Below are 13,769 nucleotides of genomic sequence, written 5' to 3'. Positions count from 1 at the left end.
AGAGAGGCAGAAAAAGTGCTAGCTGGCCATGGCGAGTCGGTTGCGACCTTCGCGCTTGGCGACATACAGAGCGTTGTCTGCCCTGCGCAGCAGGCTGTCGGCGGTTTCTGCCGGCAGCAGTGTCGAGCATCCCAGGCTGACAGTCATGGTCAGTGCCGGGTCTAGCTCGCGAAACTCGAGGTTCCGCACGGCCTGGCGCAGGCGTTCGCCGATCAGTTCAGCCGAGCTGGCTCCGGTGTTGGAAAGAATCACCACGAACTCTTCGCCGCCGTAGCGGAACACACGATCAATATTGCGCAGTTGCGCTTTCAGGCTTTGCGCAACGGTTTTCAGTACATCATCGCCAGTATGATGGCCGTACTCGTCGTTCACTTTCTTGAAATGATCGATATCCAGCATCAGCAATGAAAGCGGTTGCTTGTGACGACGCGATATCTCTATCTCGCGAGCCAGGCCCTGATCCATTGCGATACGGTTACCGGTACTGGTCAAAGGGTCGCGCAACGCCGTCTGTGTCGCAATGCGATACAGCAGGGCGTTCAGCAGCGGGTACACCAGACAGACCAGCAGCGATTCAAGGTCGCTCAGCTGCCGGGTATCAAATGGCTTGGCGCCTTGAAACTCCAGCTCACCGATGCACTTGCCCTCGTGACGCAGGTGAAAAGTGGCGCTGTCGGATGACATCTCGCCCAGACGCAGATTCAGGTCACTTTCGATATGTCGATAGGCCAGACCACTCAATGGCAGGAACCGTTGCACACCCTGAAAAAACAGGGTCAGTATCCGCTCGGCTTCCAGGCTGGTCTGCAATTGTCGCCCAAGCTGATAAACCAGCTCGTGCAGTGACGGGGGTGGAAGTATGGCGTCGGGTCGATTTCGAAAACCCAGGCGTTGCAGTTCAGCCGTATCGAAATCGATTGCATGGGTCTGGGTAGGAAAATTCATCTCTTCGCTCCTCAGCACATATTGCTGGCTTGGCTGGGTTAGAGGGGATGTCGTGCCATTCGGTTCATTTTTGCCCGGACTTATTAAAATCAGTGGTTTAGCTGACGCCATCTCTCTGACAGTGAGGGCGAGTCGGCAATTCCTTGACTTAAAATGCCGCTAAAAACGCCTGCCGTGACAGTTTTCCGTCACGGCAATGTCTGGTTATTTTTGCTCACTGAGCATTCAGCGCCTGCCCGTTTATGCCCTTACTGTCCGGCCCCATCAAGTACAGGTAGACCGGCATGATGTCTTCGGGCGCGGGATTATTCTGCGGGTTTTCGTCAGGGTAGGCCTGCGCACGCATGCCGGTGCGGGTAGCACCCGGGTTGATGCTGTTGGCTCGCACGCTGGTAACGCCTTCAAGCTCGTCGGCGAGGGTTTGCATCAGGCCTTCGGTAGCAAATTTCGACACCCCGTACGCGCCCCATTGTGCGCGACCCTTGCGGCCCACGCTGCTGGAGGTGAAGGCTATCGATGCATCCGTTGAACGCTGAAGCAGCGGCAGCAGTGCCTGGGTGAGCATGAAGGTGGCATTGACGTTGACGTGCATGACCTGCATGAAGTCTTCGCCTGGCAGGTGTTCCACTGAAGTGCGCGGGCCGATGATCGAGGCGTTGTGCAGCAGCCCGTCAAGACGGCCGACTTTGCGCTCGATCATGGTCGCCAGGTCGTGATACTGCGCGGGGTCGGTGCTTTCCAGGTCGAAGGGTATGACCAACGGCAGCAGATGACCTGCTGCCTGTATCTCGTCATGGACCTGAGCCAGGCTGGCTTCAGTCCTGCCCAGCAGCAGAACAGTCGCGCCGTGGGCTGCGTAGGTTTTTGCGGCTGCAGCACCGATGCCGCGAGCGGCACCGGTGACTAGAATGATCCGGCCCTTGAGCAGTTCCGGGTGCGCGGAGTAGTCAAACATGTAAAAACCTCGTTCAGCAGCTGCACAGTGCGTTATCCAGCACCTTGCGCAGTTCCAGCGGATGATCGACCACCACGTCGGCACCCCAGTGATCGGGGTTGTCGTCGGGGTGGATATAGCCGTAGCGCACGGCAGCGGTCTTGGTGCCTGCGTCGCGACCGGACTCTATGTCGCGCAGATCGTCGCCTACGAACAGGACGCTGGCCGGGTCGAGGTCGAGCATCTTGCAGGCCAGAATCATCGGCTCGGGGTGCGGCTTGCTGTGCGTGACATGGTCAGGGCAGATCAATACGGCGGAGCGTTCGGCCAGGCCGAGTTGTTCCATGATCGGCTGAGCAAAGCGCACCGGCTTGTTTGTCACCACACCCCAGATCAGGCCGGCCTTCTCGATGTCGGCCAGCAACTCGGCCATGCCATCGAACAGCTTGCTGTGGACGGCGCAGTCACGCTGATAGCGCTCCAGAAACTCGAGGCGCAATGCTTCGAATTGCGGCGCTTGCGGCGACATTGCGAAGGCCGCTGCCACCATGGCCCTGGCACCCCCTGAAACTTCATCGCGGATCAGTTTTTCCGGTACCGGGGGAAGGCCGCGGTCAGCCAGCATCGCCTGAGCAATGGCGATGAAGTCCGGTGCGGTGTCGAGCAGGGTGCCGTCCATGTCGAATAAAACCGCTCTCAAACGCATCTCTCACGCCTCCCGCAGGGTCTGGATCATGTAGTTGACGTCGACGTCGGAGGCCAGCTTGTAATGCTTGGTCAGCGGGTTGTAGGTCAGGCCGATGATGTCCTTGACCTGCAAGCCTGCATCGCGGCTCCAGGCACCCAGCTCGGAAGGGCGGATGAATTTTTTGAAGTCGTGAGTCCCGCGCGGCAGCAGGTTGAGGATGTACTCGGCACCGACCACGGCGAACAGATAAGCTTTCGGGTTGCGGTTGATGGTCGAGAAAAACACCTGACCGCCCGGCTTGACCATGCGGTAGCAGGCACGGATCACCGACGATGGGTCCGGTACGTGCTCAAGCATTTCCAGGCACGTCACCACATCGAATTGCTCGGGCATCTCTTCGGCCATGTCCTCGGCGGTAATCTGCCGATATTCGACGCTGACGCCTGATTCAAGCTGATGCAGCTGTGCAACGGCCAGCGGCGCTTCGCCCATGTCGATGCCGGTGACTGTTGCGCCGCGCAGGGCCATCGCCTCACTCAGAATGCCGCCGCCGCAGCCGACGTCCAGTACTTTCTTGCCTGCCAGACCGACACGCTCGTCGATCCAGTTGACGCGCAGCGGGTTGATGTCATGCAGCGGTTTGAATTCGCTTTCGCGGTCCCACCAGCGATGGGCCAGGGCCTCGAATTTAGCGATTTCTGCGCGGTCGACGTTGCTCATGGGTGTCCCTCTTGAACTCAAAATTCTTTTTCATCAGTCAGGCTTATAGATAAGCCTGACTGGCATGTGTTCGGTCCGAATCGAATTATTCGGCTTTACCGGAAATACGCTTGCCCCACGCAATCGCGTTGTCGCGCAGTGCGGGTTCATCCATGCGGGTCAGCCGGCGAGCGTCGAGCAATTGCTTGCCGGCCACCCAGACATGGCTCACGCAATCGCGGCCAGTGGCATATATAAGCTGCGATACCGGGTCGTAAATCGGTTGCTGGGCAAGGCCCGACAGGTCGAAAGCGACCATGTCCGCAGCCTTGCCAATCTCCAGCGAGCCGGTCTCGGCCTGAATGCCCAGTGCGCGGGCACCGTTGAGGGTCGCCATGCGTAGCGCGCGGTGGGCATCCAGCGCCGTGGCCGAGCCAGCGACAGCCTTGGCCAGCAAGGCCGCGGTGCGGGTTTCGCCGAGCAGGTCCAGGTCATTGTTGCTGGCCGCGCCATCGGTACCCACTGCAACGTTCACACCGGCCTGCCACAATCGCTCGACCGGGCAGAAACCGCTGGCCAGCTTGAGGTTGGATTCGGGGCAATGAATGACGTTGGTATTGCTTTCCACCAGCAATGCCAGATCCTCATCGTTGATCTGCGTCATGTGCACGGCCTGGAAGCGCGGGCCGAGCATGCCCAGGCGATTCAAGCGGGCGAGAGGGCGCTCCTGGCGCTGTTCGACAGCCTGCTCGACTTCGAATGCGGTCTCGTGGACATGCATCTGAATCATGGCGTCCAGTTCATCGGCGATAACCCGGACCTTTTCGAGGTTTTCATCACCCACGGTATAAGGCGCATGCGGGCCAAAGGCGATCTTGATGCGTGGATGATGAGCAAGGTCGTTGAACAGCTCGATACCGTTGTGCAGTGCTTCATCGGTGGTGTGAGCCCCCGGAATCGGGAAATCCAGCACCGGAACGGTGATCTGTGCGCGCATGCCGCTGGCGTGGACGCGCTCGGCAGCTACCTTGGGGTAGAAATACATGTCGGAGAAGCAGGTGATGCCGCCCTTGAGCTGCTCGGCGATGGCCAGGTCGGTGCCATCGTGGACGAAGTCTTCGTTGACCCATTTGCCTTCGGCAGGCCAGATATGGTCCTGCAGCCAGGTCATCAGTGGCAGGTCATCGGCCAGTCCGCGAAACAGCGTCATGGCTGCATGACCGTGGGCGTTGATCAGGCCGGGGCTGAGTAGCATGCCGGGAAGCTCCTGCATCTGCACTGCATTCTGCCTTAATGCCTCGGCCCGTGGGCCTATATAGACGATACAGCCATCGCGCACGCCGATGCCGTGGTCCTTGAGCACCACGCCTGCGGGCTCGACCGGCACCAGCCAGGCGGGCAGGAGCAAAAGGTCGAGCGGTGCTGTAGCGTTCGGCATGAGAAGGTTTCCATCGTTTATTACGTTGATGGCGAAGTATACCCGAGCGTCTTCGCAGGCGGCTCGCTATAATCAGCGGCTTTTGATGCTGGGTTTCGGATGTTCAAGATGGAGTTGGCGATGCGCGATCGACTGTTGGCTGCAGAGAAAGTTAAGGCCATCGATTGGCGAGACGACGCTCTGTACCTGCTGGACCAGCGGGTACTGCCGTTCGAGGAAGTCTGGCACCGCTATACCACCGCCGAGGGAGTCGCCGAGGCGATTCGCACGATGGTCGTGCGCGGGGCACCGGCTATCGGTATCAGTGCCGCCTACGGCGCGGTGCTGGGCGCACGTGCGCGCATTGCCGAAGGCGAAGACTGGCATCCGGCGCTGGAAGAAGACATGCAGTTGCTGGCCGACTCACGCCCGACTGCCGTGAATCTGTTCTGGGCATTGAACCGGATGCGTGATCGTCTGATGCGTGTCAAGGACGGCGACGATCCGCTCGTGGCCCTTGAGGCAGAAGCCGTGGCGATTCACCTGAGTGATCGCGAGGCCAACCTGACCATGGCGCAACTGGGCGCCGACCTGATCCGCAGGCATCAGGGCAATCTGCAGACGGTGCTCACCCACTGCAATACCGGAGCGCTGGCCACCGGTGGTTTCGGGACTGCGCTGGGCGTGATCCGCGCGGCGCATCTGGAAGGCATGATCGAGCGGGTCTATGCCGATGAAACCCGGCCCTGGCTGCAGGGTTCGCGGCTTACCGCCTGGGAGCTGGCCAACGAAGGCATTCCGGTCACCTTGAATGCAGACTCTGCCGCTGCGCACCTGATGCGTACCAAGGGCATTACCTGGGTCATCGTCGGGGCCGACCGCATCACCGCCAATGGTGACGTGGCGAACAAGATCGGCACCTATCAGCTTGCCGTAGCCGCGATGCACCACGGGGTGCGCTTCATGGTGGTGGCACCGAGTTCGACCATCGACATGGAAATGGCCAGCGGCGACGACATCATCATTGAAGAGCGCGACGGTCGTGAGCTGCTTGAAGTGGGCGGTCAGCGGGTCGGCGCGGATGTCGAGGCCTTCAATCCGGTGTTCGATGTGACACCGGCAGACCTGATCGATGCCATTGTGACCGAGAAGGGCATTGTCGAGCGTCCCGATACCGCGCGCATGGCGCAATTGATGAGTCGTAAACACCTTCACTGATGCGCACAGGCTCGGGCCGTTGCCGCTGTGCAATGCGGCTGGGCGGGCCTGTAAGCGTTTCTCAGGCGTCTTGCACGCCGGTGGCTCGTTTTCAGCGCCTGCAAAGGATGTGAGCACCTCGGCGATTGTGGTAATATCCGGCGGTTATCGGGGACACTGATTGTAGTCGCCCACGCTGCGTAGATTCATGGCATAACTCGTTGATTTGTCGTAAGTCGCTGCCCTGCACATGCTGGCAGCGGCGAGCTTCGTATACCCCGAACGGGTTTGCGAGGTTTCACCAGAAAAAGGAATCAGGCTTCTCATGGGCGAACTGGCCAAAGAAATCCTCCCGGTCAATATCGAAGACGAGCTGAAGCAGTCCTACCTCGACTACGCGATGAGCGTAATCGTCGGTCGGGCACTGCCCGATGCACGCGACGGCTTGAAGCCCGTGCACCGGCGCGTGTTGTTCGCAATGAGCGAGCTGGGTAACGACTGGAACAAGCCGTACAAGAAATCCGCCCGTGTGGTTGGTGACGTGATCGGTAAGTATCACCCGCACGGCGATACAGCCGTGTACGACACCATCGTTCGTATGGCTCAGCCATTCTCGCTGCGCTATCTGCTGGTAGACGGTCAGGGCAACTTCGGTTCGGTCGACGGCGATAACGCTGCGGCCATGCGATACACCGAAGTGCGCATGACCAAGCTGGCGCACGAGCTGCTGGCCGACCTGCACAAGGAAACCGTGGACTGGGTGCCGAACTACGACGGCACCGAAATGATCCCCGCGGTCATGCCGACCCGTATTCCCAACCTGCTGGTCAACGGCTCCAGCGGTATTGCTGTGGGCATGGCGACCAACATTCCGCCGCACAACCTCGGTGAAGTCATCGACGGTTGCCTGGCACTGATCGACAACCCAGAGTTGACGGTCGACGAACTGATGCAGTACATCCCCGGCCCGGATTTCCCTACAGCGGCGATCATCAACGGCCGTGCGGGCATCATCGAAGCCTATCGCACGGGTCGTGGACGCATTTACATGCGTGCCCGCTCCATCGTCGAAGACATCGACAAGGTTGGCGGTCGTCAGCAGATCGTCATCACCGAGCTGCCTTACCAGCTGAACAAGGCACGTCTGATCGAGAAGATCGCCGAGCTGGTCAAGGAAAAGAAACTCGAAGGCATTACCGAGCTGCGCGACGAGTCCGACAAGGACGGTATGCGCGTGGTTATCGAGCTGCGTCGTGGCGAAGTGCCGGAGGTTGTTCTCAACAATCTTTATGCCCAGACCCAGCTGCAAAGCGTTTTCGGTATCAACATCGTTGCCCTGATTGACGGCCGTCCACGCATCCTGAACCTCAAGGACCTGCTGGAAGCCTTTGTTCGTCACCGTCGCGAAGTGGTTACCCGCCGTACCGTATTCGAACTGCGCAAGGCCCGCGAGCGTGGCCATATCCTTGAAGGCCAGGCTGTTGCGCTGTCCAACATCGACCCGGTCATCGCCCTCATCAAGGCCTCTCCGACACCTGCAGAAGCCAAGGAAGCGCTGATCAAGACGCCTTGGGAATCGAGCGCAGTGGTCGAAATGGTCGAGCGTGCCGGTGCCGATTCGTGCCGCCCCGAGAACCTCGATCCGCAATACGGCCTGCGTGAAGGCAAGTATTTCCTGTCGCCGGAACAGGCTCAGGCCATTCTGGAGCTGCGTCTGCATCGCCTGACCGGCCTGGAACACGAGAAGCTGCTGGGCGAGTACCAGGAAATCCTCAACCAGATCGGCGAGCTGATCCGCATCCTCAACAGCGCAACGCGCCTGATGGAAGTGATCCGCGAAGAGCTGGAAGTGATCCGCTCCGAGTACGGCGACGCCCGTCGTACCGAAATTCTCGATGCACGTCTGGACCTGACCCTGGGTGACCTGATCACCGAAGAAGAGCGCGTGGTCACCATCTCCCATGGCGGCTATGCCAAGACCCAGCCATTGGCGGTCTATCAGGCTCAGCGTCGTGGCGGCAAGGGCAAGTCGGCCACCGGCATCAAGGATGAGGACTACATTGCTCACCTGCTGGTCGCCAACAGCCACACCACGCTGCTGATGTTCTCCAGCAAGGGCAAGGTGTACTGGCTCAAGACCTACGAGATCCCGGAGGCCTCCCGCGCTGCCCGTGGTCGTCCGTTGGTCAACCTGTTGCCGCTGAGCGACGGCGAATACATCACCACCATGCTGCCGGTCGACCTCGAAGCGATGCGCAAGCGTGCCGACGAAGAAGGCGAAGCCCTTGAAGGCGAGCTGGACGACGCGGAAAACAGCAGCGAGACCGAAGAAGAGCGCAAGGCCCGTATCAAGGCTGCCGACAAGAAGAAGGCTCCGTTCATCTTCATGTCCACCGCCAACGGTACTGTCAAGAAGACCCCGCTGGTTGCATTCAGCCGTCAGCGCAGCTCGGGCCTTATCGCCCTTGAGCTGGACGAGGGCGACATCCTGATCTCTGCGGCCATTACCGATGGCGAGCAGGAAATCATGCTGTTCTCCGACGGTGGCAAGGTGACCCGTTTCAAGGAATCCGACGTGCGCGCCATGGGCCGTACCGCTCGCGGTGTTCGTGGCATGCGTCTGCCAGAAGGGCAAAAGCTGATTTCGATGCTGATCCCGGAAGAAGGCAGCCAGATTCTGACTGCTTCCGAGCGCGGCTACGGCAAGCGTACGGCCATTTCCGAGTTCCCTGAGTACAAGCGTGGCGGTCAGGGCGTCATCGCCATGGTCAGCAACGAGCGTAACGGCCGTCTGGTCGGCGCGGTTCAGGTGCTTGATGGCGAAGAAATCATGCTGATTTCCGATCAGGGCACGCTGGTGCGTACCCGGGTCGGCGAAGTGTCCAGTCTGGGCCGTAACACCCAGGGCGTTACCCTGATCAAGCTGGCCAGCGACGAGAAGCTGGTCGGTCTGGAGCGTGTTCAGGAGCCGTCGGAAGTCGAAGGCGAAGAGCTTGAAGGCGAAGAGGTTATCGACGGCGTGATCGTCGATGCCGCTGAAGCTGAAGTGGACGATGCCGGTGAAGACCTGCAGGCGGACGCTGCGCCAGATGAAGACGAACCGCAGAACTGAGCTGTAACGTAAATCAGGTAAGGGCTGGCTCGTCTGTGAGTGCATGTGCATTCCAGGCAAGTCCAGCCCTTGCAACATTCGGCCAGCCCTGCAGCCGGATCAGAATTTCAGCAAGGAGCTGCCAGTCGCTGCGGCGTCTGTCTGCTCGTGGCAAGCAACCAGAAACAAGCGCGTACAGACCCAACGTATTTGACGAGAGTGGATATGAGCAAGCGAGCCTTTAACTTCTGCGCAGGTCCTGCTGCGCTTCCTGAAGCTGTTCTGCTGCGTGCCCAGGCGGAACTCCTCGACTGGCACGGCAAAGGCCTTTCCGTCATGGAAATGAGCCACCGCAGTGACGAGTTCGTCTCCATTGCCACCAAGGCCGAGCAGGATCTGCGCGATCTGCTGTCCATCCCCTCCAATTACAAAGTGCTGTTCCTGCAAGGCGGCGCGAGCCAGCAGTTCGCCCAGATTGCGCTGAACCTGCTGCCGGAAAACGGCAAGGCCGACTACATCGATACCGGCATCTGGTCGCAGAAGGCTATCGACGAGGCATCGCGCTATGGCACGGTCAACGTCGCCGCCAGCGCCAAGCCTTACGATTACTTTGCCATTCCCGGTCAGAACGAGTGGAAGCTGTCCAAGGATGCTGCCTACGTTCACTACGCGCCAAACGAAACCATTGGTGGTCTGGAATTCAACTGGATTCCCGAAACCGGCGACGTGCCGCTGGTTGCCGACATGTCTTCGGACATCCTCTCGCGCCCGGTGGACATCTCGCGTTTCGGCATGATCTACGCTGGCGCCCAGAAGAACATCGGCCCCAGCGGCATCGTGGTGGTGATCATTCGCGAAGACCTGCTGGGTCGCGCGCGCTCGCTGTGCCCGACCATGCTCGACTACAAGGTCGCTGCCGACAACGGCTCGATGTACAACACGCCGCCGACTCTCGCCTGGTACCTGTCGGGGCTGGTCTTCGAATGGCTCAAGGAGCAGGGCGGTGTCGAGGCAATCGGCAAGCGCAACGAAATCAAACAGCGCACGCTGTATGACTTTATCGACGCCAGCGAGCTGTACAGCAACCCGATCAACAAGCCCGATCGTTCGTGGATGAACGTGCCGTTCCGTCTGGCTGACGATCGTCTCGACAAGCCGTTCCTGGCCGGTGCCGACGCAAACGGTCTGCTCAACCTCAAGGGCCATCGCTCGGTGGGCGGCATGCGTGCATCCATCTACAACGCAATCGATATCAACGCCATCAACGCGTTGGTGGCCTACATGAAAGACTTCGAGAAGGAGCACGGCTGATGTCCGAGCAAGAACTCAAGGCGCTTCGCGTCCGTATCGACAGCCTCGATGAGAAAGTTCTGGAGCTGATCAGCGAGCGTGCCCGCTGTGCCCAGGAAGTGGCCAGGGTCAAGATGTCCTCGCTGGCTGAAGGCGAAGTGCCTGTGTTCTATCGCCCGGAGCGCGAAGCTGCAGTGCTTCGGCGAGTCATGGAACGCAATCGCGGGCCATTGAGCAACGAAGAGATGGCGCGGCTGTTCCGCGAAATCATGTCTTCCTGCCTCGCGCTTGAACAGCCGCTCAAGGTCGCCTATCTCGGCCCTGAGGGTACGTTTACCCAGGCCGCCGCGATGAAGCATTTCGGGCATGCAGTCATCAGTCTGCCGATGGCTGCGATTGACGAAGTGTTTCGTGAAGTGGTTGCCGGTGCCGTGAATTTTGGCGTGGTCCCGGTGGAAAACTCCACCGAAGGCGCGGTCAACCACACGCTCGACAGCTTTCTTGAACACGACATGGTCATCTGTGGCGAAGTCGAGCTGCGTATCCACCACCATTTGCTGGTGGGCGAAAGCACCAAGACGCAAAGCATCACGCGCATCTATTCCCACGCTCAGTCGCTGGCCCAGTGCCGCAAATGGCTGGATGCCCATTACCCGAATGTCGAGCGCGTCGCCGTTGCCAGCAACGCCGAAGCCGCCAAGCGGGTCAAGGGCGAGTGGAACTCGGCGGCCATCGCTGGCGATATGGCAGCAGGTCTGTATGGTCTGACGCGTCTTGCAGAAAAGATCGAAGATCGCCCGGACAACTCCACGCGCTTCCTCATCATCGGCAATCAGGAAGTGCCGCCGACCGGCGATGACAAGACCTCGATCATTGTGTCGATGAGCAACAAGCCGGGTGCGCTGCACGAGCTGCTGGTGCCGTTTCACGAGAGCGGTCTGGACCTGACACGCATCGAAACCCGCCCGTCGCGCAGTGGCAAGTGGACCTACGTGTTTTTCATCGACTTCGTCGGCCATCACCAGGACCCGCTGGTCAAGGCCGTGCTGGAAAAAATCAGCAGTGAAGCCGTTGCCTTGAAGGTGCTGGGTTCCTACCCGAAAGCGGTTCTTTGAGGGCGTTGTACATGATCCGTTTGTTTGTTGTCTTGTCGGGCTGTCAGGTGTGTTCGCGTGGTTGATGTAATTTCGGAACAAGCGGCCCGGCCATTGATCGGTCGTCTGGTGGTCGTGGGGCTTGGGCTGATCGGCGGCTCCTTCGCCAAGGGCGTGCGCGAAAGCGGCCTGTGCCGCGAAGTCGTCGGCGTCGATCTTGATCCGCAGTCGCGAAAGCTGGCAGTCGAATTGGGCGTTGTGGATCGCTGTGAAGCCGATCTTGCCGTGGCCTGTCGTGGCGCCGACGTGATTCAGTTGGCGGTGCCGATTCTGGCTATGGAAAAGCTCCTGGCGCTGCTTGCACCGCTGGATCTGGGTGACGCAATTCTCACCGATGTTGGCAGCGCCAAAGGCAATGTGGTCAGCGCTGCACGCCAGGCATTCGGCCATATGCCGTCACGTTTTGTGCCTGGGCATCCGATTGCCGGGTCCGAGCAGAGTGGCGTTGAAGCGTCCAATGCGGCGCTGTTCAGGCGTCATAAGGTTATTCTGACCCCGCTGGCTGAGACCGATCCTCAAGCGGTGACGATTGTCGACCGGCTGTGGTCTGCCTTGGGTGCCGATGTCGAGCACATGCAGGTCGAGCGTCACGATGAGGTGTTGGCTGCAACCAGCCACCTGCCACATTTGCTGGCATTCGGTCTGGTCGACTCACTGGCCAAGCGTAATGAAAATCTGGACATATTCAGGTATGCCGCTGGCGGTTTCCGTGATTTCACGCGTATCGCAGGCAGCGATCCGACCATGTGGCACGACATCTTCATGGCCAATCGGCAAGCAGTACTGCGCACGCTGGACAGCTTTCGTACGGATCTCGATGCCTTGCGCGACGCGGTAGATGCAGGCGACGGCGCACAACTGATGGACGTGTTCACACGCGCTCGCGCAGCCAGGGAGCACTTCGGCAGAATTCTGGCCAGTCGTGCCCGGGTCGATACAGCGTCTGGCGACCATCGTGAGGTTCGCGGCGGGCCTGCGGATAGCGTGAGCCACCACATCAAAGGGCCGGTGGATGTCATGTCTGCGGTGCTGTTCATGGTGGCGACGTCGATCAGCGAAGGGTGCGACTTGCTGCTCGAGGACGTTCCGGTCAGTTCCCCTTGTGAGGGGGCGATCGATATCCTGCGCCTGATGGGCGGCGATATCGTGCTGCAAAATGTCCGCAAACTGGCGAGCGGGACGCTCGCAGACCTGCATGTCCGCTCCGCCCGGCTGAAAGGGGCTGATATTCCTGAAGCGCTGGTGCCGTTGGCGATCAATACATTTCCGGTGCTGCTTGTTGCCGCAGCGTGTGCAGAAGGGCGTACCATTCTGCGCGGCGCACAGGCGCTGCAAGCCGACGAGTCAGAGTGCGTCAGGCTGATGGCCGATGGTCTGCTGGCTCTGGGTATCGAGGCCGAGCCAGTGCTGGATGGCATTATTATCGAAGGCGGTGTGCCGGGTGGCGGCGAGGTTGATGCTCGCAGCGATCAGCGTATCGTCATGGCGTTTCGCGTTGCATCGTTGAGGGCTTCGGCGCCCATCCGTATTCAAGCGTGCGCGGATGCCGCCGCATCGTTTCCCCATTTTCTGGCGCTGTGCGCTCAAGTTGGCATGCGTGTAGCGCAAGAGGACAAAAAGTGAAAATCAAAGCTCCCGTTATCACCATCGACGGACCCAGCGGTTCCGGAAAGGGCACTGTAGCCGGATTGCTGGCCAGAAAACTCGGCTGGTGCCTGCTTGATTCCGGTGCCTTGTATCGCCTGCTGGCTTTTGCCGCGCGCAATCATGGCGTCGACCTGACCAATGAAGAAGCGCTCAAGCTTCTGGCCGCTCATCTGGATGTCCAGTTCGAAGCGACTGCGGCCGGGCAGGGGCAGCGCATCATTCTGGAAGGCGAGGATGTCACCCACGCCATTCGCAACGAGCAGGTAGGCAGCGGCGCGTCGCAGGTGGCTTCGCTGCCGGCGGTGCGCGACGCCTTGCTGTTGCGCCAGCGCGCTTTTCAGGAGGAGCCGGGCCTTGTTGCGGATGGTCGCGACATGGGCACCGTGGTGTTCCCGGATGCGCCACTGAAGATTTTCCTCACTGCCAGTGCCGAGGAGCGTGCGCGTCGACGTTACTTGCAGTTGAAGGCCAAGGGCGATGATGTTAGTCTGTCGAGTCTGCTAGATGAGATATGTGCACGCGACGAGCGTGACACCCAGCGAGCGGTAGCCCCGCTGAAGCCGGCGCACGACGCCATACAGCTGGATTCCACTGAATTGTCCATCGAGCAGGTGCTGGAACGCATTCTGAGCGAAATCGCGCTTCGCGGTATCGCCGGATGACGAAGAAGCGTGTGGGAGACCAGTCATAGTCCCGCAGGCTTTCTT

The 13,769-nt window shown here is 60.0% G+C and carries 11 protein-coding genes; 6 read left to right on the top strand and 5 right to left on the bottom strand.

The window, feature by feature from the left end:
* Positions 1-18 precede the first annotated feature (18 nt).
* The 5 genes from AO068_RS11355 to AO068_RS11335 form a co-directional block, all read right to left on the bottom strand.
* The gene (locus AO068_RS11355; RefSeq protein WP_058408400.1) at positions 19-945 is read right to left on the bottom strand and encodes a GGDEF domain-containing protein; all 927 of its coding nucleotides are present in this window, start codon (positions 943-945) and stop codon (positions 19-21) included.
* Positions 946-1,159: 214 nt separating this feature from the next.
* Positions 1,160-1,900 carry a YciK family oxidoreductase gene (locus AO068_RS11350; RefSeq protein ID WP_058408399.1) on the bottom strand — a complete coding sequence of 247 codons (741 nt, stop codon included), beginning with the start codon at positions 1,898-1,900 and terminating at the stop codon, positions 1,160-1,162.
* Between the two features lie 13 nt (positions 1,901-1,913).
* A complete protein-coding gene (gene mupP / locus AO068_RS11345; RefSeq protein ID WP_058401268.1) occupies positions 1,914-2,585 on the bottom strand; it encodes an N-acetylmuramic acid 6-phosphate phosphatase MupP in 672 nt (223 codons plus the stop codon).
* Positions 2,586-2,588: 3 nt separating this feature from the next.
* On the bottom strand, positions 2,589-3,287 hold the full coding sequence (ubiG, locus tag AO068_RS11340) for a bifunctional 2-polyprenyl-6-hydroxyphenol methylase/3-demethylubiquinol 3-O-methyltransferase UbiG (protein ID WP_002554570.1): 699 nt from the start codon (positions 3,285-3,287) through the stop codon (positions 2,589-2,591).
* A gap of 85 nt (positions 3,288-3,372) precedes the next feature.
* The gene (locus tag AO068_RS11335; protein ID WP_058408398.1) at positions 3,373-4,704 is read right to left on the bottom strand and encodes a TRZ/ATZ family hydrolase; all 1,332 of its coding nucleotides are present in this window, start codon (positions 4,702-4,704) and stop codon (positions 3,373-3,375) included.
* A gap of 120 nt (positions 4,705-4,824) precedes the next feature.
* On the opposite strand from AO068_RS11335, the gene mtnA reads away from it, so the two are divergent.
* From mtnA to cmk, 6 genes are all read left to right on the top strand, one after another.
* On the top strand, positions 4,825-5,901 hold the full coding sequence (mtnA, locus tag AO068_RS11330; protein WP_058408397.1) for an S-methyl-5-thioribose-1-phosphate isomerase: 1,077 nt from the start codon (positions 4,825-4,827) through the stop codon (positions 5,899-5,901).
* Between the two features lie 304 nt (positions 5,902-6,205).
* Positions 6,206-8,992, top strand: coding sequence for a DNA gyrase subunit A (gyrA, locus tag AO068_RS11325; protein ID WP_058401271.1), 2,787 nt, complete (start codon positions 6,206-6,208; stop codon positions 8,990-8,992).
* A gap of 204 nt (positions 8,993-9,196) precedes the next feature.
* A complete protein-coding gene (serC, locus tag AO068_RS11320; protein WP_002554566.1) occupies positions 9,197-10,282 on the top strand; it encodes a 3-phosphoserine/phosphohydroxythreonine transaminase in 1,086 nt (361 codons plus the stop codon).
* Positions 10,282-11,376, top strand: coding sequence for a prephenate dehydratase (gene pheA / locus AO068_RS11315; protein WP_002554565.1), 1,095 nt, complete (start codon positions 10,282-10,284; stop codon positions 11,374-11,376). The genes serC and pheA overlap by 1 nt, the downstream gene beginning before the upstream one ends.
* Positions 11,377-11,433: 57 nt before the next feature.
* Positions 11,434-13,038 (top strand): prephenate dehydrogenase/arogenate dehydrogenase family protein, encoded by a 1,605-nt coding sequence (locus AO068_RS11310; RefSeq protein WP_058401272.1) that lies wholly within the window; start codon positions 11,434-11,436, stop codon positions 13,036-13,038.
* On the top strand, positions 13,035-13,724 hold the full coding sequence (cmk, locus tag AO068_RS11305) for a (d)CMP kinase (protein ID WP_002554563.1): 690 nt from the start codon (positions 13,035-13,037) through the stop codon (positions 13,722-13,724). Before AO068_RS11310 ends, cmk begins: the two co-directional genes overlap by 4 nt.
* Positions 13,725-13,769 lie beyond the last annotated feature (45 nt).

The organism is Pseudomonas sp. ICMP 3272 (assembly GCF_001466905.1).
Lineage (GTDB): Bacteria > Pseudomonadota > Gammaproteobacteria > Pseudomonadales > Pseudomonadaceae > Aquipseudomonas > Aquipseudomonas amygdali.
The sequence above is the reverse complement of the archived record's forward strand: the minus strand, read 5'-3'. Positions and strand labels throughout refer to the sequence as shown.